This is a genomic window from Roseateles sp. GW823-FHT07B05 (assembly GCF_058794515.1).
Map to the genome: position 1 here is coordinate 23,621 of NZ_JBXAGX010000003.1, position 25,009 is coordinate 48,629.

A 25,009-nucleotide genomic window follows, 5' to 3' on the forward strand; every position below is an offset into this window, starting at 1 on the left:
CTGAGCCCGTTGGTGCCCTTCCGCTAAGGCGACCCTCACATTCAAGAAGGCATGAAAACTCTCTACGAAGCCGGCAGCGCCATCGAAGCCCACATGCTGGTGGACCTGCTGAAGCAGGAAGGCCTCACGGCGCACATTCATGGCGAATCGCTGCAGGGCGCCGTGGGCGAGATCCCGGCCAGCGGGCTGGTGCGCCTGGTGGTGGCCGACGAGGACCATGCCGCGGCCCGGGCCGTCATCGACCGCTGGGAGGCGACGCAGGTGGCGCCGACGCCCCGCGCTGCGCCCGCGCCGGCGCGCGGGTCGCGCGGCTGGGCCGGCCTGGCGCTGGGGCTGGCGATCGGCGTGGGCGCCACCTACGCGATGTACCGCGCGCCGGCGCGGTCCGACGGTGTCGACTACAACCGCGACGGCGAGCTCGACGAGACCTGGACCTTCTCGCCCAACGGCATGCCGCTCCAGATGACGCTGGACCGCAACCTGGATCGCAAGGTCGACTACATCGCACGCTACGACGCGCGCGGACACCTGGCGTCCGCCGAGTCGGACGACAACTTCGACGGCGTCTTCGAGACCCAGCAGTGGCTGAAGAACGGCAACGTCGAGATGACGCTGTCCGACTCGGATGGCGATGGCTACCCCGAGCTGCGCGCCACGTTCACGCATGGCGTGCTGGACACGACGGAAACCATCAACCCGGCGAGCGGCAAGCCGCTGCGGGTGGAGCACTACACGTTGGGCGTGCTCAAGTACGCCGACGTGGACACGGACAAGGACGGCCAGCTGGACACGCGGCTGCGGTACACGCCGCTGGCCGAGGTGGTGTCCCGGGAGCCGCTGCCCAGGTGAGCCTCGCTCGCGTCAGTGCTTAATCCTGACGAACGTCGAGATCACGTACTTGTCCCCCGACTCCGGCACATGCCCGCAGTGCATGTAGTTCCACCCGGCCGGGAACAGCACGAGCTGGCCGGCCCGCGGTGAGACCTTGAGCTGCTGGTGGAAGAACTCGGTCTCGCCGCCGCGCTCGACGTCGTTCAGGTACAGCACCATCGCGACGACACGGTCGCCGGTGGCGCCGCCGACCGAGTCGGCGTGCCAGTCGAAGCGGCCTTCACCGCGCGGGTACATCTGGATCTTGTAGCCGGTGACCTGCAGCGGGAACGACCGCAGGATGGGGCTGCGCGACAGGTAGTCGGCGATGCAGGCCTGGATGGGCGCGTGGATGCGCCGGAACAGTTCGCCCCAGTCGCCGTCGGGCCGGATCTCCAGGTCCCAGGAGCGCTTGGCCTGGTCGGCCAGCGCGGCCTGGCCGGGGCCGCCGGTCAGGCCCGGGCGCTTGCCGCCGTCGCGGTCGAAGCGCTGCACGATCTCGCGGCACAGCGCGGGCGCCAGGCCGTCGTAGATCGCGATGAAGTCGCGGTCATGAACCGCCTTCGTCGAGGCGGCGGCAGGGGCGGGCGCGGTGAGGACCATGGAGAAATCCTAAGGTCGCCCCCCGCCCCGCCTTCATGCGCTTTTCGAGCGCGGCCCGGCCGGAACCGAGCAAGGCCACGGCGCCGGGAGGGCGCCGTGGCGTGTGCCGGTCAGCAGCTCACCTTCGCCAGGTTCTTGCCCGCGCCGGCCGCGCTCGGCAGCTTCTGCTTCACGCAGGACGCCGGCTGCAGCGTGTAGCTGTACGGGATGCCCAGCGGGAAGTTGGCGGTCGTCGTCCAGTCGGTCGCGTCGCGCGACGGCGAGGACTCGCTGGCCACCCAGGTGATGCCGTAGGTCGCGAAGTCGGCCGGCGTGCGCACGTTGTTGTCGCGCAGCTGCCAGTAGCCGATGGCCGAGCTGTCGCGCGAGGTGACCGGGTTCTGCGAGTTCTCGAACCAGTTGCCCTCGATCAGCGAGTAGCCGCCCATGCGGATGTTGGCGCCCGAGGTCTTCACGCCGCTGTAGAGGTTGTTGTAGATGTGCGTGTAGCCGCCGCGCTGCAGCGGCACGCGCGAGCCGATGTTCTGGTACAGGTTGTGGTGGAAGGTGATGAAGCGGTCGCTCGCGTCGCTGTCGCTGGAGCCGATCAGGCCGACCTTGTGGTGGTCGTGGATGTCGTTGTACGAGTAGGTGATGTGGTGGGCGCCGGCCTTGCTGTCGATGAGGCCGTCGAACTCCAGGTCACCGGCGCCGCTGCATTCCTTCAGGCTGCTGAACAGCGTGTTGTGGTCGATCCAGATGTAGCCGGGGTACTTGCCGCCCTGGCCCTCGATGCCGATGGCGTCGATGGAGCCCGGCAGCAGGCCCAGCGTCATGTTGCGGATGATGACGTTCTGCGCGCCGCCCTTGATGGCGAGGCCGAAGTTGGCCGCCGAGCCGTTGGCGCCCTCGATGGTGACGTTGCTCTTGTTCTTGACCTCGACGATGGCGCCGGCCGGCTTCTTCCACTGCGTGCAGGCGTCGGGGATGGTGCCGAAGTCGAACGTGCCGGTGTAGCGCAACACCAGGCCGGAGCTGCCGTCGTAGGCGTTGATGGCGGCCTGCATCTGCTCGGGCGTGCTGACGGTCTGCACCGCGGCGCTGCCGCCGCCGGTCACGGTGCCGGCATAGCCGCCGCTGTGGCCGGCCGGGGCGGGCGCGGGCGTGGGTGCGGGGGATGGAGCCGGCGTGGGGGCCGGGGTGGGCGCAGGTGTCGGCGCAGGGGTGGGGGCGGGCGTCGGCGCCGGCGTGGGCGCGGGTGAGGCCACCGGGCCCAGCGCGCATTTCTTCGTGATGCCGGGGTTGGGGTCGCTGCCGAAGGTGGCGGTCGTGCAGGCGATGTTGCCGCTTAGGTTCTTGACGACCCACTTGTCCTTGATGCCGTAGGACACGGCGCGCGTGGCGGTGCCGACCTTGCAGGTCTCGCCCTGGTCGGCGCATTTCGAGTAGCCCGACGGCCAGTCCGCGGCATGGGCGCCGGTGGCGGCCAGCAGCAGCGACACGGCGGCGCCGGCGGTGCGCACGGTGGGCAGCGGCGGGGGAGTGATCTTCTTCATGGCGTTTGTCTCCTGGGAGTCGTGGCGGCGCGGTATCCGTCCAGGCACGCGCAGCCTGCCCGTGCCGGCGCTGCGGGGCGTGCCGGCACGGGAGTGGTGGGGTGGGAGGGAAACCAGTGCCGACGTCAGGTCGCAACCGGCCGATCCGCGCTCACGGCGCGGCGACGTCAGGTCGGCGCAGCCAGGCGGCCGCGCATCGCGCTGCAACTATGAAACAGCGTTCTGAAAATGTGGATGCGCGGTTTCACGTAGCCGGCTGCGGTGACGGCGCAGACGTAACAGGCATTGCCAGGCGCTGCTGCCCGGGCGCTCAGCCGCCGCGCAGGTGCTGGGCGCGTGCCAGGAAGCCGGCCATGCCCATGCGCTCGAACTCGGCCTGCGCGCGGTCCAGCGCGGCGCGCCAGCCGTCGTCCAGCCGCAGCTCGGCCTCCACCAGCGCGGTGACGGCGGCCTCGTGGTCGGAGTTGCGCTGCTCGCCGGCGCCGCGGGCCAGCGCCAGGTAGTGGCGGGCCTGGGCCGCGTCGCCGGCCTGGGCGGCCAGCCGGGCGGCGGCCCGGTAGGCCATGGCGCCGCCGATCCAGTCGTGCTGGCGGCCGCGCTTGAGCGCCTGCGCCACATGGCGGCGCGCGGCAACGCTGTCACCTTGCGTGACGCGCATGTCGGCCAGCCAGCCGTGGTTGAAGCTGCTGTACAGGCCGCCGCCGCGCGGCGCCAGCCAGGCGGTGGCGTCCAGCACGCGCTGCGGCGCGTCGGGGTCGCCGTCCTGCATCCAGGCGCCATAGGCGCCGGCCGCGTGGCCCATCGCGCAGGTGAACATGCTGCGCACCTGCGCACCCACGCGGTGGGCCACGGCCGCGGCGGCCTGCGCGTCGGCCCAGCGGCCCTGCCACAGGAAGACGGCGGCGCGCCAGCCCTGGATGCTGGCTTCCACGGCGTGGCCGCTGCCGTCGAACGGCGCCAGCGCCTCGGCGAAGGTGGCGTGTGCCTCGTCGAAGCGGCCGCGGTCGCCCAGCACGTAGGCGCGGCAGCACAGCGAGAACGACAGCCCGATGCGGTTGACGGCGCTCTTGCTGGCGCGCAGGCGCTGGCGCTCGATGGCGAGGTCCAGCATCGGCGTGGCCTCGGCGTAGTTGGCGGCAGCGGCCTGCAGCTGGCCGACGGTGCCGGGCAGCTGGGCCAGCAGCGCGTGGTCGCCGCATTGCTGGGCCTTCTCGACGGCGGCGCGCGCGTGGCGCAGGCTGTCGCGCGTCTCGCCCAGCGCGTAGCCCACGTAGGCCAGCCAGTACTCGGTGCGGGCGATGAGGCCGGCGTCGCCGTCGGCAGCGGCCAGCACGGCGGCGTGCTTGAGCACGCGCAGGTCGTCCTGCGACGCGTCGAACACGCAGGCCATGCCCAGGCGCTGCGCAATGGTGATCCAGCGGCGCCGGCGGTCGGCGTCGTCGTGCAGGAACTCCAGCGCGGCCAGCGCGGCGCGGAACTGCTTCTTGGCGCGGTCCAGCGCGGACGCGGCCAGCGCCTGGTCGCCCGCGGCCTCGGCATGCAGCGCGGCGGCGGGCCAGTCGTTGGCGGCGGCGGCGTGGTAGGCCAGCTGTTCGTGCAGCTGGCCCTCGGCGCCGCCGCGCGCGGCCAGCTCGGCGCGGATGTGGCGGTGCAGCGCCTGGCGCTCGTGCAGGCCGGTGGCCTCGTAGACGACGTCGCGTGTGATGCCGTGCTTGAAGCGCAGGTGGCCGGGGTGGCTGTCGGGGAAGATGAAGTCCTGCGCCGCCAGCGCCAGCACGGCCGGGTGCTGCTCGCCGCAGCCGGACAGCGCCTGCAGCAGCCACACCGGGATGACGTTGCCGATGACGGCGGCCAGCCGCACCAGCCAGGCCTGCTCGGGCGGCAGCCGGCCCACGCGCGACTCCACCAGCGCCGCCAGCCAGGCCGAGCTGCTCTGGCCCTGCACGAGCTGCTCGCCGGCGTCGGCCGCGGCGTGGCACAGCTCCTCGATGAACAGCGGGTTGCCGCCGGCGTGGCGCTGCACCTCGGCGGCGATGAAGGGGTCGGCCTGCGGCAGCAGGTGGTGCACGGCGCGGGCGGACTCGCACTCCGTCAGCGGCGGCAGCTCGATGGGCTGCGCGTCGGCATCGTGCGCGCCGGGCAGGTGGGCGGCGGTGAGCGGGCGGCTGGCGCTGAGCAGCATCAGCGGCAGGTGCTGGCGCTCGGCGCCGCTGCGCAGGCGGTGCAGCAGCCGCAGCGAGGCGTCGTCGGCCCACTGCAGGTCGTCGATGAACACCAGCTGCGGCGTGGTGCGCGCCAGCGCCAGCAGCAGCGCCAGCAGCGCATCGGCACGCTCGGCGGGCGCGGCGTGCTGGGCGGCGAACAGCTCGGGCGGCGCGCCGGCCATGCCGTCCATCGCCCGCAGCATCTGCAGGAAGGGCTGTAGCGGCTCGGCGCTGAGGTAGCTCTCGCAGTAGCCGCGGTGGATGCGGCAGGGCTGGTCGCCGGCGCGGCGCAGGAATTCCTCGGTGAGCCGGGTCTTGCCGACGCCGGCGCCCGCGCGCAGGCCCAGCCACACGTGGCCGCCGGCCAGCGCCCGGGCCAGGCCGGCGTCCAGCGCGGCCAGCTCGGTGCAGCGGCCGACGAACGGCGCCAGGCCGCGCCGCATGCTGGCCTCGAAGCGCCGGCCCACCGGCGCGCGGCCGAACACGCGGTAGGCGGCCAGCGGTGTCGCGCGGCCGCGCAGCTGCAGCGAGAAGCGCGGGCCGGTCTCGAAGAACTGGCTCTGCAGGCCCAGGCTTTCCTCGCTGGCGATGATCTCGTCGGCGCGCGCCGCCTCGCTGAGCCGCGCGGCGATGTTGGGCGCGTTGCCCAGCAGCTCGAAGCGGCCGCGCATCTGGTCGCCGTCGGTGACGAGCACGATGCCGGCGTGGATGCCGCTGTGCAGCGTCAGGCCCTTGAAGTCCGCGGGCCGCGGGCCGGGCGGCTGGATGCCGCGCACGGCGGCGTGCAGCTCCAGCGCGGCTTCGGTGGCGCGGCGGCCGTCGTCCTCGCGCACCTCGGGGTGGCCGAACACGGCCAGCATGCCGTCGCCCTGGATGCGGGCGATGACGCCACCGTGGTGGGGCACGATGCGCTCGTACAGCTCGCGCAGGGCCGCGAGCATGGCCGAGTAGTGCTCGGCCTCCATCCACTCGGCCATCGCGGTGGAGCCGCTGAGGTCGACGAACAGCAGCGTCAGCAGCCGGCGCTGGCCCGCGCTGGCGGGCGCAGCGGGTGCGGCGAAGGGGGCGGGAGACTCGGTCACTGCCCAGTCATCCTAGCGCTGCAGCCTCTGCAAGGGCCCGAGACCGACCGCGGCCGTCAGGCTTGCAGCGGGTGGAAGTCCGTGTCGGCCACCGTGCGCGGCGCGTCCGGGGGCAGGTCTTCCTCGCGCAGGCCCAGGTAGATGGGCTCGCCGTTGCGGCGGTGGATGTTGATCTTGGCGTTGTAGACGCGGTGAATCAGGCCGTGCTTGTCGGCCACCTGGTACTCGCTGATGCCCCACAGGCCGTCGGCGTCGCGCCGGCCGGTCAGGTAGCAGGCGATCTCGTCGACCTCGGAGCCGGCCAGCTTCAGGCCGTTGAGGCTGCGCAGCGGCGCGCGCGTGCGCTCGACGAAGTCCAGGCTGTCGATGCGCACGTCGCCGCCGGTGGCCTCGTCGTGCATCAGCGTGTTGAACTTGCCGACCAGGATCTGGCCGGGCTGCGCGTTCTCGATCATGCGCGCCAGCTCGATGGTGACCTGGCCCACCAAGTAGCTGAACGAGGTCGGGTTCAGGCCCTCGGACTGATAGAACTCGTAGTGCGAGCCGACGTGGAAGCAGGCGCGCAGCCGCGGCACCGACTCGGCCCGCGTCGCGCGTTCCTGCGCCAGCGCGTTGTCGGCCAGGATGAACTGCATCAGCTGGTACAGCTCGACGTTGGCCTCCACGCCGCGCATGCGGTTCCAGATGTAGAAGCCGTCGCCCGTCGTCGTGCGGGCGAAGTTGATGTTGATTTCCTGGTCCAGCAGCTTGGCGTAGGCGGCGTTGACGGAGCAGGACAGGCTGTTGAGCTGCACCACCTGCTGCAGCGGCGTCAGCAGCGAGAAGCCGACCGCGTCGAACAGGATGACGGCGCGGTCCTCCACCAGGCGCACGCCGTAGCGCGCGGCGATGGCCGCGATCAGCGGCAGGCCCAGGCCCTGCTCGGGCGCGAACGGCAGCGCGATGAGGCGGGGCGCCACGCCCAGCGCAGCGCTGACGGTGTCGAAGGCCTGGGCCTGCAGGTGTTCCTGGCTGGACAGCACGTCGTCCAGCAGCCGCGCGCGCCGCGCCAGCTCGGCCGCCGGCAGGTTGCCGTCGCCCAACGCGAACTCGGTCAGCATGGGGTGGGGCGCCACCAGCACGCGCAGGCCGCGCGCCTCGGGCGTCCACCCGAAGATGAGGTTGTGGCCCAGGTTCCACAGCTCGTACAGCGCCTGGTCCAGCAGGATGATGTTTTCGCGAAGCTGGGTCTCGCTCAGGCCTGCGGGGGCCGGGTAGGCCATGAAGCCATCCAGCCAGGACCGGCGTTTGCGCAACTCTTCTTTCACTAGCGGGCTCCGATGCAGAAGCCCGATTGTCTTTCAGACCTGTGACTTTCGTCGCAGGACGCAAGCCGACTCGGCGGCGCAGACCGGGCCGGCGGCCTGCTGCGCCGGCGACTCGGCTCGGGGGTGGGGCGTGCAACGCATCGTCAGACGGCATCAGGCGCGGCGGCCCGTGACGGTCACGCGGGGCAGTTGCTGGACCTGGGCGACCTCGCGCACCGCGTAGCCGGTCACGACGACGCGCGGCAGCTGGGCGATCTCCTTGACGGCCTTGCCGGTGACGACGACGCGCGGCAGCTTGTGCACTTCCTGCGGGGCGGCCTGGGCGGTCAGCGCGGTGATGGCAAAGGCGGCGACGGCGGCGGCCTGGATCAGAACGGTGGTCTTCATGGTGCTTCCTTCCGGGGTTTTCACAGCGGGATTGCTGTGTCGATGGAAGCAGTTTCGGCAGCGGGGCCGCGCGCCGCCACGCCGCCGCGACGAAGCGCAGGACCGGCGTCGTGAGCTGCGCGCGACGGCGACGAAGCGTCGGCCTATCATGGCCGGTTCGCTTGAAGACATTGCCATGGCCCTCCCGGAGTCCCCCGAATCCCGATTCATCCGCGTGCGCGGTGCGCGCACGCACAACCTGAAGAACATCGACGTCGACCTGCCGCGGCATGCGCTGGTCGTCATCACGGGGCTGTCCGGCTCGGGCAAGTCGTCGCTCGCCTTCGACACGCTGTACGCGGAAGGGCAGCGGCGCTACGTCGAGAGCCTGTCCAGCTACGCGCGGCAGTTCCTGCAGCTGATGGACAAGCCGGACGTGGACGTCATCGAAGGCTTGTCGCCGGCGATCTCCATCGAGCAGAAGGCGACCAGCCACAACCCGCGCTCCACGGTCGGCACCGTCACCGAGATCCACGACTACCTGCGCCTGCTGTACGCCCGCGCCGGCACGCCGTTCTGCCCCGACCACCACCTGCCGCTGGAGGCGCAGTCCGTCAGCCAGATGGTGGACGCGGTGCTGGCCATGCCCGACGAGAGCAAGCTGATGCTGCTGGCGCCGGTCGTGCGCGACCGCAAGGGCGAGTTCGTCGAGTTGTTCCAGGAGCTGCAGGCGCAGGGCTATGTGCGCTTCCGCGTCGACGGCGCGACGGTGGAGGCGCCGGAGATCCCGGCGCTGAAGAAGGCCGAGAAGCACGACATCGACGTCGTCATCGACCGCATCAAGCTGCGCCACGACGGCGCGGACCAGCTGCGCCAGCGCCTCGCCGAAAGCTTCGAGGCCGCGCTGCGGCTGGCCGAGGGCCGGGCGCTGGTGATGGACATGGACAGCCAGCAGACGACGCTGTTCTCCAGCAAGTTCGCTTGCCCGGTGTGCTCCTACTCGCTGCCCGAGCTGGAGCCGCGGCTGTTCTCGTTCAACTCGCCGGTGGGCGCCTGCCCCAGCTGCGAGGGCCTGGGCCAGGTCACCGTGTTCGACCCCGATCGCGTCGTCGCCTTCCCCACGCTGAGCCTGGCCAGCGGCGCCGTGAAGGGCTGGGACCGCCGCAACCCCTACACGTTCTCGCTGCTGGAATCGGTGGCGGCGCACTACAAGTTCGACGTCGAGGCGCCGTGGGAGAGCCTGTCGCCCGAGGCCCAGCAGGTGCTGCTGCGCGGCTCCGGCGAGGAAGAGATCAGCTTCACCTACCAGGCCGAGACGGCGTCGGGCAAGAAGCGCTCGGTCAAGCGCAGCCATCCGTTCGAGGGCATCCTGCCCAACCTGCAGCGCCGCTTCAAGGAGACCGACTCGGCCGCCGTGCGCGAGGACCTGGCCCGCTACATGGCCGCCAAGCCCTGCACGGCCTGCGAGGGCTCCCGCCTGCGCCGCGAGGCCCGCCACGTGGTGCTGCAGCCGGCCGACGCGCCGCCCGGCTTCAAGGGCCGGCCCATCTACGAGGTGGAGCATTCGACGCTGCGCGAGTGCCTGCACTACTTCGAGGGCCTGACGCTCAAGGGCAACAAGGCCGACATCGGCGACAAGGTCATCCGCGAGATCGCGTCACGGCTGCGCTTCCTCAACGACGTGGGCCTGAACTACCTGAGCCTGGACCGCAGCGCCGACACGCTGTCCGGCGGCGAGGCGCAGCGCATCCGGCTCGCGTCGCAGATCGGCTCGGGCCTGACCGGCGTCATGTACGTGCTGGACGAGCCCAGCATCGGCCTGCACCAGCGCGACAACGACCGGCTGATTGCCACGCTGCGCCGGCTGCGCGACCTCGGCAACTCGGTGCTGGTGGTGGAGCACGACGAGGACGCGATTCGCGCCGCGGACTGGGTGCTGGACCTCGGCCCCGGCGCCGGCGTGCACGGCGGCCGCGTGATGTCGCAGGGCACGCCCGACCAGGTGGCCGCCGACCCGAACTCGCCCACCGGCCGCTACCTCAGCGGCGCCGCGCGCATCGAGGTGCCGGCCACGCGGCACAAGCCGTTCGAGGACCAGAAGCTGCGCATCGTCAACGCGCGCGGCAACAACCTGAAGGGCGTCACCGTCGAGATCCCCGTCGGCGTGCTGACCTGCGTGACCGGCGTGTCCGGCTCCGGCAAGAGCACGCTGGTCAACGACACGCTGTACGCCGCCGTCGCCAAGAAGCTCTACCAGAGCCATGCTGACCCGGCCGCCTACGACGAGATCGAGGGCCTGGACGCGTTCGACAAGGTCATCAACGTCGACCAGTCGCCCATCGGTCGCACGCCGCGCTCCAACCCGGCGACCTACACGGGCCTGTTCACGCCCATCCGCGAGCTGTTCGCCGAGATGAACACGGCGCGCGAGCGCGGCTACGGCCCCGGGCGCTTCAGCTTCAACGTGGCCGGCGGCCGCTGCGAGGCCTGCCAGGGCGACGGCGTGCTGAAGGTGGAGATGCACTTCCTGCCCGACGTCTACGTGCCCTGCGACGTCTGCAACGGCAAGCGCTACAACCGCGAGACGCTGGAGGTGCTCTACAAGGGCAAGAACATCACCGACGTGCTGAACATGACGGTGGAGGACGCCTTCCAGCTCTTCAACGCCGTGCCGGCGCTGGCGCGCAAGCTGCAGACGCTGCTGGACGTGGGCCTGGGCTATGTGAAGCTGGGCCAGAGCGCCACCACCTTGTCCGGCGGCGAGGCGCAGCGCGTGAAGCTGGCGCTGGAGCTCTCCAAGCGCGACACCGGCCGCACGCTCTACATCCTGGACGAGCCCACCACCGGCCTGCACTTCGCCGACATCGCGCTGCTGCTCAAGGTGCTGCACCAGCTGCGCGACGCGGGCAACACCATCGTCGTCATCGAGCACAACCTGGACGTCATCAAGACGGCCGACTGGCTCATCGACATGGGCCCGGAGGGCGGTGCCGGCGGCGGCACGCTGCTGGTGGCCGGCACGCCGGAGGACGTGGCCGCCTGCGAGGCCAGCCACACGGGGCGCTACCTGGCGCCCCTGCTCAGAAGGTAGTCAGAAGGTCGTCAGGCCGCGCGGCTCAGCGGCGGCGCCGCGCGCGGTAGCCGACGACCACCAGGCCCGCGGCGATCAGCGCCCAGGTGCCCGGCTCCGGCACGGCCGGCGTGACGCTGGGCACCTCGGCCACGCGCACGGTGCCCGGCGGCAGGCCGGGCATGCCCAGCGTGATGGGAGACGGCGCGCCGCCGCCGGCCACCGTCGGGCCGCTGCTGCTGATCAGGTTGCCGCCCTGCGGTGCACCGCCGCTGCCGCTGGCCAGCGACGGCGTGCCGGACTGGCCGGCGAAGCTGTCCGGCGCGGTGGCGGCCATCGGGCCGGCCGCGGGGGCTTCGAACTCCAGCGGTGCGGTGTTCTCGCCCTCGCGCGTCGACGACGCCACATTGGCGGCGCCGGACGGCGCCACCGCGGCCGGCCGGGCCTCCAGGCGCTTGATGCGGCTGACGTTGCGGCACACGGTGGGCACCAGGATGCACTGGCCGTCCTCGCAGTAGACGAGGCCGCGTTCCTGCGTCTTGGCGGTCCACTTGGCGCGCGTGACGGTCTTGCAGACGGCGCCCGGGCCGAAGTGCATGTCGCGGATCTCCGGCGCGTATTCGGCCTTGCCCTGGCCCTTGATGCCGTCGCGCTCGATGACGGCGATGTCGTCGTAGCTGCGCGCCTTCATGCGCGCCTTGAGCTTCTCGCGCGTCGCGGCGGGGATGTCCTGGTACCGGTCCACGGCCGCCACCACGTCACCCATGAACGGGTTGGCGCCCGGGCGGTCCCAGCTGCATTCGGGCAGCGCGGAACCGGCGGAAACGGCGAGGGCGAGAGTGGCAATCAGGGACATGGGCAACCCGTAACAAAGGGTGACGCTCGAAACAGAACGCGTATCCCAAATGTTAGGGATGTCGAGGGTTTGTCCGCGTTGAAGACCCCCGAAGCCGGGGGAGGTTGCCGGGTGCGAAATGTCACGCAAATCCGCGGAAACGACGCCCGTCCCGCACCGGCCGAGGCGCCGGGCATTGCTGCTATCGTGCCGACCGCTGCAGCTGCCCCTCCCACGCCATGCCCGACCGCGCCGCGCCGCAGGTGCTCTACGTCGAAGACGACCGCATCCATCTGATCCTGATGGAGGAGGTGTTCCGGCTGCTGCCGGGCTGGGTGCTGCGCACGGCGGAGACCGGTGCCGAGGCGCTGGAGCTGCTGGCCGGTGGCCGGCCCGACCTGCTGCTGGTGGACATGCACCTGCCCGACATGACGGGGCTGGAGTTGCGCCGGCACGTGGCCGCGGACGCCGGCCTGTCGGCCGCGCTGGCGGGCGTGCGCTGGGTGGCGCTGTCGGCCGACGACCCGAGCGACGTCGTGCGCGCCGCGCGCGAGGCCGGCTTCGACGACTACTGGCTCAAGCCCATCGACGTGTCACGCCTGCAGGCCGCGCTGGCGCGGCTGCTGGGCTAGCAAGCGCGTCGAGGCAAAGAAAAAGCCCGGCAGTGCCGGGCTTGGTAGAGGCGAGGCCGCGGCGTGCGCGGCGCCGCTTCACTTCAGGTGGCTGTTGATCAGCTTGGTCATCTCGAACATGTCGGCCTTGGCCTTGCCGAAGATTTCCTTCAGCTTGGCGTCGGCGTTGATGACGCGCTTTTGCAGCTCGTCCTGCAGCTTGTTCTTCTTGATGTATTCCCAGACCTTCTTGGTCACGTCGGTGCGGGGCAGGGGTGCTGCGCCGACGATGGCGGCCAGGGCCGCGCTGGGGGTCAGGGCCTTCATGAAGGCGGCGTTGGGCGTGCGCTTCTTGGCGGGCGCCGCGGCCTTCTTGGCCGGAGCTGCCTTCTTCGCCGGCGTCGCGGCGGCCTTCTTGGCCGGCGTTGCCGCGGCCTTCTTCGCGGGCGCAGCCGCCTTCTTCGCCGGGGCGGCCTTCTTCGCCGGTGCAGCCGCCTTCTTCGCGGGCGCGGCCTTCTTCGCAGTTGCCATGTCGATTCACTCCATCAAAAGTTGTTGATGTGCCGGGTCCGGGTGAAGGCCGCGTAAGCCTTCAATACTCTCTAGCACCCTGCGGCGGCGATGGTACTGCGCTTCACCCAGGGAAGAGAAGGCTTTCTCCCAGGAGAAAACGCGTATCTGCCCAGGAAACATCGGGGTTGTCGCGGGGCTGCATCACTGCAGCGCCGCTCAATACACGTCGCGGCGGTAACGACCCTGCTCGATGAGGGTGTCCACGGTGGCTTCTCCGAGCGTTTCGCGCAGCACCGCATCGACCGCCGCGGCCATGCCTTGCAGGCTGCCGCAGACGTAGATCGCGGCGTCGCGGGCGACCCAGTCGCGCAGCGCGACGGCCTGTTCGGCCAGCAGGTGCTGCACGTAGCGCGGCTCGGGCTGGTCGCGCGAGTAGGCGCGGTCCAGCCGCGCGAGCAGGCCTTGCGCGGCCCAAGCGTGCAGCTCTGCGTCGTAGTGCGCATCGTGCGCGGACTGGCGCTCGCCGTAGACGAGCCAGGCCGGCGGCGCGCCGGCACCGGCGCGGGCCTTGAGGTGGGCGCGCAGGCCGGCCAGGCCGGTGCCGTTGCCGATGAGGATGAGCGGCCGATGGGCGTTGCCACCGATGCGGAAGCCCGCGTGGCTGCGCACGCGCAGCGCGATGGCGTCGCCCGGCTGCGCGGCGAGCGTCAGCAGGCCGGAGGCGAGGCCGGGACTGCCGTCGTCGCGGCGCGTCTGGCGCACCATCAGGTGCAGGCGGCCGTCGGCGGGCAGCGAGGCGATGGTGTACTCACGCGGCTGGCGTGGCTCGCTGTCGACCTGCACCTGCACGAGATCGCCGGCCTGCCAGTCGGGCAGCGGCTGGCCGGCAGGCGGCGTGAGTTCGAGGTGGAACACGCCGCCGCCGGCGCTGCCGGGGTTGAGGTGCTGGCGCGCGGCCAGCAGCCATGGCTGGAAGGGCGCCTCCTCCCAGGCGGGCAGGTCGGCGGTGCCGGCGATGTGGCCCAGCTGGTGGCGCCACTGGGCCAGCGCGGCGGCGTCGCTGCGGTCGACGTCGATGCGCTCGAACAGCGCGTTGGCGCCGGCGCGCTGCAGCCAGCCGTCCAGCTCGAGGCCGAAGCCGCAGAAGCGGGCGTAGCTGCGGTCGCCCAGCGCGAGCACGCCGTAGCGCAGGCTGGCGAGGTCGGGCATGCCTTCCGCCGCGGCGCGCCAGAACGGCGCGGCGGCGTCGGGCGGGTCACCTTCGCCGTAGGTGCTGACGATGAAGAGGGCGTGCGTGGCGCCGCGCAGCTCGTCGGGGCGCAGGCTGCCCAGCGCGGCCAGCCGCACGGGCTGGCCGGCCACGTGCAGCGCGCGTGCGGTCTGCAGCGCGAGTTCCTCGGCCTGGCCGGTCTGGCTGGCGTGCAGCACCAGCAGCGGTGTGCCGCCGTCCTGTGCCGGCAGCAGCTGGGCGGCGGCCTGGGCCTGCAGGCGCTGGCGCCGTTGGTGGCGCCACGCGACGAACGCGCACAGCAGCAGGTAGAGGGCGATCAGTGCGATCGCCGTGGGCAGGCGGCCGGGGATCACAGCGACAGGTCCCGCAGCGCGGGCGTCCAGGCTTCGGCAAAGCCGCCGGCGGCGTCGCGCCAGATGAGCTGGGCAGCCAGGCCCTGTTCGGTCGCGAGCGCGAGGCCGGCCTCGGGGCCCAGCACGGTCAGCGCGGTGGACCAGGCGTCGGCCCACATGGCGCTGTCGTGCACGACGCTGACGGACGCCGTGCCGTGCGCGATAGGGCGGCCGGTGCGCGGGTCCAGCGTGTGCGGCAGGCGCTGGCCGTCGGTACTGGTGAAGTGCTTGCGGTAGTCGCCCGACGTGGCGATGGCCAGGCCGTGCAGCGCGAGGCGGGTGGGCGCCAGGCCGCAGTCGGGCGCGGGCGGTTCGAGGTCCACCCACCAGGGCTGGCCGTCGGGCTTGAGGCCGGCGCCGCGCAGCTCGCCGCCGATCTCGACGAGGTGGTCGGGCAGGCCGCAGTCGGCCAGCACGTCGGCCACGCGGTCCACGGCATGGCCCTTGGCGATGGCCGACAGGTCCAGCCGCACGCCGCCGGGCTGGGTCAGGCGGCGCGTGGCGGCGTCCCAGGCGAGGCTGCGCCAGTCGCGGCGGGCGGCGGCGATGTCGGCGTCGCCGGGCAGCGTGAAGCCGGGCTCGTCGTGGCGGGGGCGCAGGCCCGCGGGGCCGAAGCCCCACAGCGCGACGAGCTCGCCGGCCGCGGGGTCGTAGGCGCCGTCGCTGGCGGCGGCCACGCGCAGCGCGGCGTCCATGACAGTGGCGAAGCCGTCGGGCAGCGCCTGCACGTGGCCGGCCGGCGCGGCGTTGAAGCGGCTCAGCGCGGACGTGGTGTCCCAGTGGCTCATCTGCGCGATGACGTCGTCCAGCGCGGCGGTGATGGCCTGCTCGACGGCGTCCAGCCGCAGCGGGCCGGGCCCCACGCAGCGCACCGACCAGGTGGTGCCCATGCTCTGGCCCTGCAGTGCATGGACGACCTGGCCCCAGGCTGGCGGCTCGCCGCGGATGGCGAGCGGCACCAGCACGCGGGGCGCGAGGTCGGTGGCCAGTGGCATTTACTTGGGCAGCACTTCGAAGGTGGCGCTCAGGGACGCGCGCTGCAGCGGCGCTTCACGCGTGCCCTGCGGCTGGCCGGGGGCCGGGCGGTCGCCGACGTTGGCGCCGATCAGGTAACGGCCGGGCTCGGTCCAGGTGACGGCGAACTCGCCCTTGTCGTCGCTCTTGAGCGCTTCTTCGCCCTGCTTGTAGCGGTAGCGGTTGCCTTCGCGCAGCAGGCGCAGCGCGGCGTTGGGCAGCGGCTTGCCGTCCAGCAGCAGGCGAAAGCGCGTGCTGTCGCCATGGCTCAGGTCGGTCACCTGCCCCAGAGGCAGCAGCTCCAGGCCCATGCCTTCGGGGGTGAACGTGAACTTGCTCGGGTCTTCCTTCGTGACGAAGGTCTGCTGGCGGGCGGTGGTGACGGCGAAGCTGGTGATCTCGGCGTCGGCCGGCACGTCCTTGGCGATCGTGGCCTGCGTGGTGCGGAAGCGCTTGGTCTCGCCGCCCTGCTTGTAGCTGCCCATGATGGCCTGGCTGACGTTGCTGATGCGGTAGGTGCCGTTCAGCGGCAGCTTGAGCTCGAAGCTCTCGCGATGGCGCGAGGCGACGCGGTTCTCGGCCTCCAGCGGCTTGCCGTCGGGGCCGGTGATGCGCAGCGTGTCGAGCTTGAGGGCGCGCTCGAAGTTGAAGAGGTCTTCGGACACGGCGGCGTCGAAGGCCGCGACGGGGGCCTCGCGGCCGGCGCCGAACTGCGTCTGGTTGGGCAGCAACCAGGTGATGTGGGCCTGGACGGTCAGCGGCAGCAGGGCGGCCGCGAGGGCGAGGGACGCGAGGCGGGGTGTGAAGCGCATGGGGGTCTCCGGTGGGGCCAGGGGCTCAGGGCTTGACGGTCAGCTGCACGGCGCCGAGCTCGTGCTCGCCCTGTGCCTTGGTGTCGGCCGCGGCCTTGATGGGCCACGTGAACGGCACGCGTTGCACCTCGCGGCCGCCGCCTTCGCGGCTGGACTCGACGACCAGCTCGTACTGGCCGGCCGGCAGCTTGTCGAGGTTGGGATGCTTGTCGAACGAGATGACGTGCTCGCCCGGCGCGCGCGTGGCGCCGCTGACGCCGTCCGCCGGCAGCGCCAGCTCACGGCCGCCCTGGCGCCACCACTGGCGCATGTCCTTCAGCCACTTGGTGCCGCCGTTGTTGGGCTTCTTCAGGTCGTACCAGACGGCCAGCTGCGCGGCGGCGCCATGCTGGCCGGGCTTCTCCAGCCACACGCCGATGTAGGGCTTGTGGTACTCGGCCACGTTCAGGCGCGGCACTTCGATCTTGAGCTGCACGGTGGCGGCCCAGGCGGAGCTGCCGACGCTGAGCGCGCCCAGGGCGCCGATGGCGGAAAGCGTGGGAGTGAGGCGATGACGGGTCATGGCGGTTCTCGTGTCGAGGGGGGGAGATTCAGTGGATGAGCAGCAGTGCCAGCAGCGCCGGCAGCACGAAGCCGAAGCCGACCAGCGGCCAGGTGCTGGGCCGCAGCGTGGCGTGGTATTTCAGGATCAGCAGGCCGGTGATGCAGAACACCAGGCAGGCGACGGCGAAGAGGTCGAGGAACCAGCTCCAGGCGGTGCCGGTGTGGCGGCCCTTGTGCAGGTCGTTGAGGTAGGAGATCCAGCCGCGGTCGGTGGACTCGTACTCGGCGGCGCCGCTGCGGCGGTCGATGCGCAGCCAGGCGTCGCCGCCGGGGCGGGGCTGGGCGACGTAGATCTCGTCGGCGGTCCATTCGGCCTCGGCATCGGCGTCGAAGCTGTGGTCGAGGTGCTTGGACATCCAGGCGTGCAGCGACGGCGGCACGGGCTTCTTCTCGTCCTTGGCGTCGCCCTCGGCGCGCACCAGGCCCAGCACCTCGGTCGGCAGCTGCAGCTGCTTCTGCACGATCTGCGGCTTGGACTCGATGCTGCTGGCGTGGTTGAGCGTGATGCCGGTGGCAGCGAACAAGATCATGCCGACCAGACACATGGCCGAGCTGATCCAGTGCCAGGTGTGCAGCTGCTTGAGCCAGCCGGCGCGGTGTTTGGCGTTGGAGGCGGGCTTCATGTTCACGTCCGGGCGCCGCAGCGCTGCGCAGGGTGGAGGGGCCAGCAGATGCCTGGGCCGAGCGCCGGGCCGCCCCAAGCCGGCCCGCTGGCGCTTGCTGGCGGCTGGATGCCGCTGGCAAGTGCGTCCCCGCGGGGGACCGGCCAGGGGCGCCCGCGTTCAGCGGCGCGGGCATGGACGAGGGGCCTCATGTCTCTGCCCACTGCCGCAGCAGGTTGTGATAGTGGTGGGTCAGCGCCTGGGTGTCGGCGTCGTCGCCGAGGCGGGCGCGCAGGCGCTGGATGGCCTGGTCCAGCTCGAACAGCATGGTGCGGCGCGCGTCGTCGCGCACCATGCTCTGCGTCCAGAAGAAGGAGCACACGCGTGCGCCGCGCGTGACGGGCTCGACGCGGTGCAGGCTGCTGCTGGCGTACACGATCATGTCGCCGGCCGGCAGCTTGACCTCGTGCTCGCCGTAGGTGTCGACGACGATGAGCTCGCCGCCGTCGTACTCGTCGGGTTCGCTGAGGAACAGCGTCGTGGAGACGTCGCTGCGCAGCGGCTGGTCGGTGCCGGCCTGGCGCATGACGGCGCCGTCCACGTGCAGGCCGTAGTGGCCGCCGTCCTCGTAGCGGTTGAACAGGGGGCTGAGCGTGCGCAGCGGCAGCGCGGCGGAGATGAACAGCGGGTGGCGAGCCAGCACCTGGCGGATGTGGTCGCCGATCTGGCGGCCGATGGACGAGTCCATCGGCAGCTGGCGGTTGCGCTTGACCTGCGCACCCTGGGCGCCGACGGTCTCGCGGCCGTCGGTCCAGTCGGCGGCGTCCAGCCCCCGGCGCATCTCGCGCACATCGTCCTGGCTGAGTACGGCGGGGATATGAAGCAGCATGGTGGCGTGGGCCGCCCGCAGCAGGGCCGCGGGCGGTGGGTCAGTGGCTAGCGGGTGGTCGTCATCAGAACGAGAAGCGGCCGGTCAGCGTCACCGAGCGCGGCGCACCGATGAACAGGCGCGAGCCGCCATTGTTCAGCGACGACATGTAGACCTTGTCGGCCAGGTTGGTCACGTTGAGCTGCAGGTTGACCGTCTTGGAGACGCGGTAGGCGGCCATCAGGTCTACCACCGTGAACGCCGGCAGGTTGGGCGTGTTCTGCAGCGTGGCGACGTCGGTGATGACGCGCTTTTGCTCGCCGGTGTGGCGCACGCCGCCGCCGACGGTCAGGTCGTTCCACTGGTAGGACGTCCACAGCGTGGCCGAGAACTCGGGCGACCAGCGCACGCCGTTGGTGACGGTGGTCGTCGTCGTGCCGTTGGTGACGGTGAAGCTCTGCTGGTTCAGCTGCTTGGTCTTCATCGTCTGCAGGCCGGCGGTGATCTGCCAGAAGTTGGTGATCTGGCCGACGGCGGACAGCTCGATGCCTTCCACGCGGGTCTTGCCGCCCTGCACGTTCTGCAGCGTGACGGGGTCCTGCGTGACCTGCTTGTCGTTCTCTGCGCGGTACAGCGCTGCCGACACGTTCAGGCGCTTGTCCAGCAGCTCCCACTTGGTGCCCAGCTCGTAGCTGGTGGTCTCCTGCGGGTCGGCGGCGCTGGCCTGCTGGCCGGTGGTGGACAGCGTGAAGTTGGCGCTGCCGGGCGGCGTCACCGAGTTGGCGACCGCGCCGTACAGCGTGCCGTTGGGCGCGACCTTGTAGACGGCGCCGAGGTTCCAGCTGGTCAGCCAGTCGGACGCGGACAGGTTGGTCGGCACGATGGCGCCGACACCGTAGCCGCGCGGCTGGTAGGTGGCCAGGTTGCCACCCGTGCCGCCCGTCACCAGCGTGCCGCTGTTGGTGGTGGTGTTGTAGTGCTCCACGCGCAGGCCGGCGTTGAGCTTCCAGTCGTCGTTCAGCGTGATGGTGTCGAACGCGTAGAGGGCCTGCGTGGAGGTCTTGCCCTCGGTGTCGGCGCCGGTCAGCAGCGGCTTGCCCAGCACGTCGCCCGTGTTGGGGCTGTAGAGGTTGGCCGCGGGGTTGGCGATGGCGGCGACGGTCTGGCCGTTCAGCACCACGGTGGTGGTGGCGGTGCTGCCGGTCGTCGAGCCGCGCGTCAGCTGGCGCTCGATCATCAGCTCCATGCCGGCCGCCAGGTCGTGCTTGATGCCGGCGGTGGTGAAGCTGGTGTTCAGGCTGGTCTGGTTGGCCAGGATCTCGTTGGTCTGGTCCACGAGCTGGCGCGAGCGGGCGATGGTCCACTGCTCCAGCGGCAGCACGGTGACGGTGGTGCCGCTGGTGGTGGAGGCGGTGATGCCGTTGATGCCGGTCAGCACGCGGTCCATGTGGGTGCGGCCGTAGCGCGACGTGTTGCGCACGACGGTGTTGCTGCCCAGGTCCATCTCCAGCTTGGCCGTCACCATGTCGGCGTCGACCTTTTCATAGTCGCCGGCGCTGCCGTAGAAGTTGCTCAGCTTGGTGCGCGGCGCGGCCAGCAGCGCGGCCTGCACGGTGGCGTTGGTGTTGGTCTGGCCAAAGCCGGGGAAGCCGACCGTGGACACGCCGCCGTCGGGCGTGTTGTCCTGGCGCGCGTGCTGCGAGAACAGGAAGAAGCGCGTGGGCGTGCCCAGGCCGAAGGCGATGGACGGGGCGATGGCCCAGCCCTTGTTCTGCACGACGTCGCGGCCCGGCACGCCGTTGTCCTGCGCCATCACGTTCAGGCGCACGGCGGCGGTCTCGCCCAGGCGGTAGTTGGTGTCGACCGTGCCGCGCTTGCGGCTGGCGTCGCCCAGCGTGACGGTGGCGTCGGTGAGGTTGTCCAGCTGCGGCAGCTTGCTGATCAGGTTGATGTAGCCGGCGCTGGCGCCGCGGCCCGTGTCGGCACCGGCCGGGCCCTTGACGATCTCGATCTGCTCCAGGTTGAACACATCGCGCGTGACGGCGCCCAGGTCGCGGATGCCGTCGACGAAGGTGGACGTCTGCAGCGAGAAGCCGCGCATCTGGAAGGCGTCGCCGGCCGAGGTGTTGCCGTTCTCGCCCAGCTGCATCGTGATGCCGGGGGTGTTCTGCAGCGCCTGCACCAGCGACACGGCGCCCTGCTCCTGCAGCGTTTCCTTCTTCACGACCTGCACGGTCTTGGGCGTCTCCAGCAGCGGCTGCGTGATCTTGGACGAGGCGCTGACATCGGCCTTGAACGGCACGTCACGCGCGGCCTGCACCTTCACGGTGGGCAGCGTCTGCTCTTCCTTCCTGGCGGTGTCGGCGGCCGGGGCGGCGGTGGTCTGCGCGGCCAGCGGCAGGCTCAGGCTGGCGGCCAGGGCGGCCAGCGCGTGGGGGGCAAGGGCGTGCTTGCGGCTCTTGATCATGGAGGGCTCCGAATGGGTCGACTGCTTGGATTGGCTGGCTGGCCGTTTCACGGTGGCCGGCGATCGGAGTTCGCTGGCCGCGGCCCGATCACGTCTGGCTGGCTGGGCGCGGCGAGCCAGGGCTCACCGCAAAAACGCGAATGATAATGATTCCTATTAACCTGTGTCAAAGCAGTTGACACCGGCATGGCTTCTGTCGCGCCGTGGCGACGCGGTGGCCGGGGCGCGGCGGCCCCGGCAGGTCAGCGCTCGGGTTCGCTGACGAAGCCGACCTTGCTCAGGCCGGCCTTGGACGCGTCGGCCAGCGTCTGCGCGACGGTGCGGTAGGCGGCGTCCTGGTCGGCGCGCAGGTGCACTTCGGGCTGCACCGGCTTCTTGCCTTCCACGGCGAAGCGCTGCTGCGCCTGCTCGCGCGTGACGGGTTCGCCGTTCCAGAAGCGCTGGCCCTGGGCGTCGATGGCGAACTCGATCTTGTCGGGCTTGACCGCGTTGACCTGCGAGCTGACCTTGGGCAGGTCCAGCTTGACCGCGTGCGTCAGCAGCGGCGCCGTGACGATGAAGATCACCAGCAGTACCAGCATGACGTCGATCAGCGGCACCATGTTGATCTCGGCCACCGGCGCGTTGGAGCGCTTGCTGTCAAAGGAGGCGAAGGCCATGGCGCGCCTCTCAGTGCGCCGCGGCGGGCTTGAGCGGCCGCACGTTGGCCGTCTGCGCGGCGGCACCCGGGGCCTCGCCCAGCGTCAGGAAGCTGTGCAGCTCGTAGGCGAACGCGTCCAGGCGCGCCGACAGCACGCGGTTGGTGCGCGTGAACGCGTTGTAGGCGATGACGGCCGGGATGGCCACGCCCAGGCCGATGCCGGTCATGATGAGCGCCTCGCCCACCGGGCCGGCCACCTTGTCAAGCGTGCCGGCGCCGCTCATGCCGATGGCCAGCAGCGCGTGGTACACGCCCCAGACGGTGCCGAACAGGCCCACGAACGGGGCCGTGGCGCCCACGGTGGCCAGCGTCGTCAGGCCGGACTCCAGTCGCGTCGTCTCCTCGTCCAGCACCTTCTTGATGGTGCGCGTGATGAAGTCGGTCGCCGTGCCGGCCTCGCTCAGCTTGGCCGCGCCGTGGCGGGCGTGGTGGGCCTGCGCGTGCAGCGCGTGGGCGCTGAGGTGCGAGAACGGGTCGTGCGCGCCGTGCGTGTTGAGCTCGGCCTGCACGGCGTCCAGGCTGCGGGCGTTCCAGAAGAAGTCCAGGAAGGTCGCCGAGCGCTTGCTGCGCAGGTATTGCGACACGCCCTTGGCGATGATCAGGCCCCACGAGATGACCGACATCAGCACCAGGGCACCGAGCAGGAACTTGCCGACGGCGTCGGACTGGGCGATGAAGTGGCCGAACCCCGGGGCGGGTGCGGCGGCAGCGATGGCGGTGGCGTCCATAGAGTCTTAGCGGGTGAGGGAGTAGTCGATCGGGACGATGACCTGGATGTCGACGGCCTTGCCGTCCTCCACGTAGGGCGCGAAGCGGGCGGTGCGGATGTCCATCAGCGCCGCCTGGTCCAGCCGCTCGAAGCCCGAGGACTTGTGCAGCCGGACGTCCTTGAGCAGGCCGGCCGCGTCGATGAGCAGGCGCAGCACGACGATGCCCTGCTCGCCGTTGCGACGGGACAGTGCCGGGAAGGTCGTGACCGGCAGCTTGGTGAAGCGCACGGCGCTGGCCGCCACCTGGCGCGGCCCGGGCGCGGGTGCCGGTGGCGCCGGCTGGGCAGCGGGCGGGGCCGGCGGCGCGGGTGCGACGGCCACCACCGGCGGCGGTGCCGGTTCGGGCGGCGGCGCGACGAAGGCGGGCGGCGCCGCCGTGGGCGTGGGGGCGGCCGCGATGACCGGCGCGGGCGCTGGCGCCACGCGCTGCACGGGGGCCGGCGGCGGGGGTGGGGGCGGAGGAGGCGGCGGCTCGGCCGGCGCCACCAGGTCCACCATCAGCACCGGCACCACCTGGGCGACGGCCTCGCGGACGGCGCTCACCTGTAGCAGCGCCCAGCCGCCCACCAGGTGGGCCACGACGACGCCGCCCACCAGCACGCGTCGGCCCAGCGGGCCCAGCTCGTCGCCACGCGCGGGCGGCGGCGGGAGCTGCGGCAGCACCCGGGCCGGGGCGGCCGGTGCGGGTTCGACGAGGACGGGGGTGGCTGAGGTCACGCCTGACAACGGGTGGTGAAAACGGGCTTGCGCAGCGAGCACCCGGCGGGCGCTTTACGCGACAGACAGGAATCCTAACATTGAATGAGAATGATTCCTATTGCTGTTGGGATGCGGGCCACGAGCGCTTGTATGCTCGCCAGCCATGAAGACACTCACCCGTTGGCTGCTGCTGGCCGGCGCGCTGCTGTTGGTGGCGCACCTCTACCCTGGCGTCGTCGTGACGAGCTTCACCTCGGCGCTCATCGCGGCGCTGGTGCTGGGGCTGCTGAACACCGTCGTGCGGCCCGTGCTGGTGCTGCTGACGCTGCCGGTGACGGTGCTGACGCTGGGCCTGTTCCTCTTCATCATCAACGCGCTGATGTTCTGGGCCGCGGCCTCCGTGCTGGAGGGCCTGGCCGTGACCGGCTTCGGTGCCGCGCTGATCGGCTCGCTGATCTACAGCCTGTGCGGCATGGTCATCGACGTGCTCATCGAGCGCCTGTTCCCGGGCGACTGAGCAGCATCTCGATGCTGGCTGCCGCAAACGCGGCCAGCGCCTCGCGCGCCTCGCCCGCACGGGCGCGCAGCGCCATCGAATGCAGCACGGCCGAGGCCAGCTGTGCGAGCAGCGCGGCATCAGAGCCGGCGGGCAATTCGCCCTCGTCCGCGGCCCGCAGCAGCCGGGCCTCGAACGCCGCCGTGAAGCCGCGCAGCGCCTCGTCCAGCGCCTCGCGGATGGCTTCATCGCGCGGCGCCTCGGTGGCGGCCGTGCCGATCAGCAGGCAGCCGCGCGCCGCGGCGTCGGCCGGGCAATAGAGCTGCAGCGCCAGCTCGTACACGCGCAGCAGCCCGTCGCGCAGCGGGCGCCCGGCCAGCGCGTGCGCGATCGCCGCATTGGATTGCTCGGTGTAGAGCCGCAGTGCCTGCAGGTACAGCGCGTGCTTGTCGCCGAATGCGCCGTACAGGCTGGGGCGGTTCAGCCCCGTGGCGGCGCTGAGGTCGTCCAGCGACGTGGCCGCATAGCCGCGCTGCCAGAACGTCAACGTGGCCTGGGCCAGCGTGGCCTCGGTGTCGAAGCTGCGCGGGCGGCCGCGCGGGCGCGGTGCTGGCTGATGCTCGCCTTCAGATTTTTGTACCACGGCGCATGAAATTCATTGACGACAGTGAATTCTATTCAATACAGTACAAAAACACTGCTGGAGCCCGTGATGGAACTGTTCTTCTCCCCGATGGCCTGCTCGCTGGCCAGCCGCATCGCGCTGTACGAGGCGGATGCCCAGGCGCTGTTCACGCAGGTCGACAAGGCCAAGCGCACGACCGACGGCCGCGACTACCGGCAGATCAACCCCATGGGCCAGGTGCCGGCGCTGCGCACGCCCGGCGGCTGGCTGCTGACCGAGAACGCGGCGGTGCTGCAATATCTGGCCGAGGCCTTCCCGGCCGCCGGCCTGCTGCCCGAGGATGCCGACGCGCGCGCCCGCGTGCGGCAATGGCTGGGCTTCATCGCCACCGAGCTGCACAAGGCCGTGTTCGTGCCGCTGCTGGACCCGCGCGCACCGGCCGACGTGAAGGCCTACGCGATGGACAAGGCCGCGCTGCGGCTGGACGTGCTGCAGGCCCACCTGCAGACGCGCGAGCACCTGGAGGGCGGCTACGGCATCGCCGACATCTACCTGGCCGTCGTGCTGAACTGGGCGCCGTTCGCCGGCGTGGACCTCACGCCCTGGCCGGCCGTGCGCGCGTTCCATCGGCGCCTCCAGGCGCGTGACGCCGTGGCGCGTGCCACGCGCGAGGAATACGTGCTGTTCCAGGAAGAGCAGCGCCTGCGCGCCGCCTGAATCGCGCCGTCGGCCGG

The 25,009-nt window shown here is 71.3% G+C and carries 23 protein-coding genes; 5 read left to right on the forward strand and 18 right to left on the reverse strand.

The window, feature by feature from the left end; all coding sequences use genetic code 11:
* Nucleotides 1–51 precede the first annotated feature (51 nt).
* The gene (locus AC1Q7O_RS08260) at nt 52–849 is read left to right on the forward strand and encodes a putative signal transducing protein (protein ID WP_492662384.1); all 798 of its coding nucleotides are present in this window, start codon (nt 52–54) and stop codon (nt 847–849) included.
* Nucleotides 850–861: 12 nt separating this feature from the next.
* On the opposite strand, the gene AC1Q7O_RS08265 is transcribed toward AC1Q7O_RS08260, so the two are convergent.
* From AC1Q7O_RS08265 to AC1Q7O_RS08285, 5 genes are all read right to left on the reverse strand, one after another.
* Nucleotides 862–1,473 carry a 2OG-Fe(II) oxygenase family protein gene (locus AC1Q7O_RS08265; RefSeq protein WP_492662383.1) on the reverse strand — a complete coding sequence of 204 codons (612 nt, stop codon included), beginning with the start codon at nt 1,471–1,473 and terminating at the stop codon, nt 862–864.
* Between the two features lie 110 nt (nt 1,474–1,583).
* Entirely contained in the window at nt 1,584–3,008 is a 1,425-nt protein-coding gene (locus AC1Q7O_RS08270) for a pectate lyase family protein (protein ID WP_492662382.1), read from the reverse strand.
* 310 nt (nt 3,009–3,318) lie between these two features.
* Nucleotides 3,319–6,294, reverse strand: a complete 2,976-nt coding sequence (locus AC1Q7O_RS08275; RefSeq protein WP_492662381.1) for an ATP-binding protein — start codon at nt 6,292–6,294, stop codon at nt 3,319–3,321.
* 56 nt (nt 6,295–6,350) lie between these two features.
* A complete protein-coding gene (locus AC1Q7O_RS08280; RefSeq protein ID WP_492662380.1) occupies nt 6,351–7,556 on the reverse strand; it encodes a hypothetical protein in 1,206 nt (401 codons plus the stop codon).
* Between the two features lie 198 nt (nt 7,557–7,754).
* The gene (locus AC1Q7O_RS08285; RefSeq protein ID WP_492662379.1) at nt 7,755–7,988 is read right to left on the reverse strand and encodes a hypothetical protein; all 234 of its coding nucleotides are present in this window, start codon (nt 7,986–7,988) and stop codon (nt 7,755–7,757) included.
* A 175-nt stretch (nt 7,989–8,163) separates the two neighbouring features.
* Between AC1Q7O_RS08285 and uvrA the strand changes: the two genes are divergently transcribed.
* Complete coding sequence (gene uvrA, locus AC1Q7O_RS08290; RefSeq protein ID WP_492662378.1) at nt 8,164–11,058, forward strand: excinuclease ABC subunit UvrA; 2,895 nt, start codon at nt 8,164–8,166, stop codon at nt 11,056–11,058.
* A gap of 25 nt (nt 11,059–11,083) precedes the next feature.
* Here uvrA and AC1Q7O_RS08295 read toward each other — a convergent pair whose 3' ends face one another.
* Entirely contained in the window at nt 11,084–11,893 is an 810-nt protein-coding gene (locus AC1Q7O_RS08295; RefSeq protein WP_492662377.1) for an MHFG family PEP-CTERM protein, read from the reverse strand.
* 218 nt (nt 11,894–12,111) lie between these two features.
* Between AC1Q7O_RS08295 and AC1Q7O_RS08300 the strand changes: the two genes are divergently transcribed.
* On the forward strand, nt 12,112–12,504 hold the full coding sequence (locus tag AC1Q7O_RS08300; protein WP_492662376.1) for a response regulator: 393 nt from the start codon (nt 12,112–12,114) through the stop codon (nt 12,502–12,504).
* Nucleotides 12,505–12,582: 78 nt separating this feature from the next.
* Here the strand turns inward: AC1Q7O_RS08300 and AC1Q7O_RS08305 are convergent, their stop codons facing one another.
* The 11 genes from AC1Q7O_RS08305 to AC1Q7O_RS08355 form a co-directional block, all read right to left on the reverse strand.
* Complete coding sequence (locus AC1Q7O_RS08305; RefSeq protein WP_394509526.1) at nt 12,583–13,014, reverse strand: SWIB/MDM2 domain-containing protein; 432 nt, start codon at nt 13,012–13,014, stop codon at nt 12,583–12,585.
* Nucleotides 13,015–13,212: 198 nt separating this feature from the next.
* Nucleotides 13,213–14,580 carry a sulfite reductase subunit alpha gene (locus tag AC1Q7O_RS08310; RefSeq protein WP_492662375.1) on the reverse strand — a complete coding sequence of 456 codons (1,368 nt, stop codon included), beginning with the start codon at nt 14,578–14,580 and terminating at the stop codon, nt 13,213–13,215.
* Nucleotides 14,577–15,614, reverse strand: a complete 1,038-nt coding sequence (locus AC1Q7O_RS08315; protein WP_492662374.1) for an FAD:protein FMN transferase — start codon at nt 15,612–15,614, stop codon at nt 14,577–14,579. Before AC1Q7O_RS08315 ends, AC1Q7O_RS08310 begins: the two co-directional genes overlap by 4 nt.
* Nucleotides 15,615–16,445, reverse strand: a complete 831-nt coding sequence (locus AC1Q7O_RS08320) for a DUF4198 domain-containing protein (RefSeq protein WP_492662373.1) — start codon at nt 16,443–16,445, stop codon at nt 15,615–15,617. It lies immediately after the preceding gene.
* 25 nt (nt 16,446–16,470) lie between these two features.
* Nucleotides 16,471–17,007, reverse strand: coding sequence for a DUF2271 domain-containing protein (locus AC1Q7O_RS08325; protein ID WP_492662372.1), 537 nt, complete (start codon nt 17,005–17,007; stop codon nt 16,471–16,473).
* 28 nt (nt 17,008–17,035) lie between these two features.
* Nucleotides 17,036–17,671 (reverse strand): PepSY-associated TM helix domain-containing protein, encoded by a 636-nt coding sequence (locus tag AC1Q7O_RS08330; protein WP_492662371.1) that lies wholly within the window; start codon nt 17,669–17,671, stop codon nt 17,036–17,038.
* A 187-nt stretch (nt 17,672–17,858) separates the two neighbouring features.
* Nucleotides 17,859–18,539 (reverse strand): Fe2+-dependent dioxygenase, encoded by a 681-nt coding sequence (locus tag AC1Q7O_RS08335; protein ID WP_492662370.1) that lies wholly within the window; start codon nt 18,537–18,539, stop codon nt 17,859–17,861.
* A gap of 64 nt (nt 18,540–18,603) precedes the next feature.
* Nucleotides 18,604–20,985 (reverse strand): catecholate siderophore receptor Fiu, encoded by a 2,382-nt coding sequence (locus tag AC1Q7O_RS08340; RefSeq protein ID WP_492662369.1) that lies wholly within the window; start codon nt 20,983–20,985, stop codon nt 18,604–18,606.
* A gap of 242 nt (nt 20,986–21,227) precedes the next feature.
* Nucleotides 21,228–21,644 carry an ExbD/TolR family protein gene (locus tag AC1Q7O_RS08345; RefSeq protein WP_492662368.1) on the reverse strand — a complete coding sequence of 139 codons (417 nt, stop codon included), beginning with the start codon at nt 21,642–21,644 and terminating at the stop codon, nt 21,228–21,230.
* Between the two features lie 10 nt (nt 21,645–21,654).
* Nucleotides 21,655–22,413 carry a MotA/TolQ/ExbB proton channel family protein gene (locus AC1Q7O_RS08350; RefSeq protein ID WP_492662367.1) on the reverse strand — a complete coding sequence of 253 codons (759 nt, stop codon included), beginning with the start codon at nt 22,411–22,413 and terminating at the stop codon, nt 21,655–21,657.
* A 6-nt stretch (nt 22,414–22,419) separates the two neighbouring features.
* Entirely contained in the window at nt 22,420–23,172 is a 753-nt protein-coding gene (locus AC1Q7O_RS08355) for an energy transducer TonB (RefSeq protein ID WP_492662685.1), read from the reverse strand.
* A gap of 145 nt (nt 23,173–23,317) precedes the next feature.
* On the opposite strand from AC1Q7O_RS08355, the gene AC1Q7O_RS08360 reads away from it, so the two are divergent.
* Nucleotides 23,318–23,671 (forward strand): phage holin family protein, encoded by a 354-nt coding sequence (locus AC1Q7O_RS08360; protein WP_492660978.1) that lies wholly within the window; start codon nt 23,318–23,320, stop codon nt 23,669–23,671.
* Here the strand turns inward: AC1Q7O_RS08360 and AC1Q7O_RS08365 are convergent.
* On the reverse strand, nt 23,643–24,293 hold the full coding sequence (locus tag AC1Q7O_RS08365) for a TetR/AcrR family transcriptional regulator (protein ID WP_492660979.1): 651 nt from the start codon (nt 24,291–24,293) through the stop codon (nt 23,643–23,645). The genes AC1Q7O_RS08360 and AC1Q7O_RS08365 overlap by 29 nt on opposite strands.
* Before the next feature lie 69 nt (nt 24,294–24,362).
* Between AC1Q7O_RS08365 and AC1Q7O_RS08370 the strand changes: the two genes are divergently transcribed.
* Nucleotides 24,363–24,992 carry a glutathione S-transferase family protein gene (locus tag AC1Q7O_RS08370; RefSeq protein WP_492660980.1) on the forward strand — a complete coding sequence of 210 codons (630 nt, stop codon included), beginning with the start codon at nt 24,363–24,365 and terminating at the stop codon, nt 24,990–24,992.
* The last annotated feature ends 17 nt before the right edge of the window (nt 24,993–25,009 follow it).

Coding starts and splice junctions, on each gene's coding strand:
- AC1Q7O_RS08260 (WP_492662384.1), top strand. CDS start 52: ATGAAAACTCTCTACGAAGCCGGCAGCGCCATCGAAGCCCACATGCTG.
- AC1Q7O_RS08265 (WP_492662383.1), bottom strand. CDS start 1,473: ATGGTCCTCACCGCGCCCGCCCCTGCCGCCGCCTCGACGAAGGCGGTT.
- AC1Q7O_RS08270 (WP_492662382.1), bottom strand. CDS start 3,008: ATGAAGAAGATCACTCCCCCGCCGCTGCCCACCGTGCGCACCGCCGGC.
- AC1Q7O_RS08280 (WP_492662380.1), bottom strand. CDS start 7,556: ATGGCCTACCCGGCCCCCGCAGGCCTGAGCGAGACCCAGCTTCGCGAA.
- AC1Q7O_RS08285 (WP_492662379.1), bottom strand. CDS start 7,988: ATGAAGACCACCGTTCTGATCCAGGCCGCCGCCGTCGCCGCCTTTGCC.
- uvrA (WP_492662378.1), top strand. CDS start 8,164: ATGGCCCTCCCGGAGTCCCCCGAATCCCGATTCATCCGCGTGCGCGGT.
- AC1Q7O_RS08295 (WP_492662377.1), bottom strand. CDS start 11,893: ATGTCCCTGATTGCCACTCTCGCCCTCGCCGTTTCCGCCGGTTCCGCG.
- AC1Q7O_RS08300 (WP_492662376.1), top strand. CDS start 12,112: ATGCCCGACCGCGCCGCGCCGCAGGTGCTCTACGTCGAAGACGACCGC.
- AC1Q7O_RS08305 (WP_394509526.1), bottom strand. CDS start 13,014: ATGGCAACTGCGAAGAAGGCCGCGCCCGCGAAGAAGGCGGCTGCACCG.
- AC1Q7O_RS08315 (WP_492662374.1), bottom strand. CDS start 15,614: ATGCCACTGGCCACCGACCTCGCGCCCCGCGTGCTGGTGCCGCTCGCC.
- AC1Q7O_RS08320 (WP_492662373.1), bottom strand. CDS start 16,445: ATGCGCTTCACACCCCGCCTCGCGTCCCTCGCCCTCGCGGCCGCCCTG.
- AC1Q7O_RS08325 (WP_492662372.1), bottom strand. CDS start 17,007: ATGACCCGTCATCGCCTCACTCCCACGCTTTCCGCCATCGGCGCCCTG.
- AC1Q7O_RS08330 (WP_492662371.1), bottom strand. CDS start 17,671: ATGAAGCCCGCCTCCAACGCCAAACACCGCGCCGGCTGGCTCAAGCAG.
- AC1Q7O_RS08335 (WP_492662370.1), bottom strand. CDS start 18,539: ATGCTGCTTCATATCCCCGCCGTACTCAGCCAGGACGATGTGCGCGAG.
- AC1Q7O_RS08340 (WP_492662369.1), bottom strand. CDS start 20,985: ATGATCAAGAGCCGCAAGCACGCCCTTGCCCCCCACGCGCTGGCCGCC.
- AC1Q7O_RS08345 (WP_492662368.1), bottom strand. CDS start 21,644: ATGGCCTTCGCCTCCTTTGACAGCAAGCGCTCCAACGCGCCGGTGGCC.
- AC1Q7O_RS08350 (WP_492662367.1), bottom strand. CDS start 22,413: ATGGACGCCACCGCCATCGCTGCCGCCGCACCCGCCCCGGGGTTCGGC.
- AC1Q7O_RS08360 (WP_492660978.1), top strand. CDS start 23,318: ATGAAGACACTCACCCGTTGGCTGCTGCTGGCCGGCGCGCTGCTGTTG.
- AC1Q7O_RS08370 (WP_492660980.1), top strand. CDS start 24,363: ATGGAACTGTTCTTCTCCCCGATGGCCTGCTCGCTGGCCAGCCGCATC.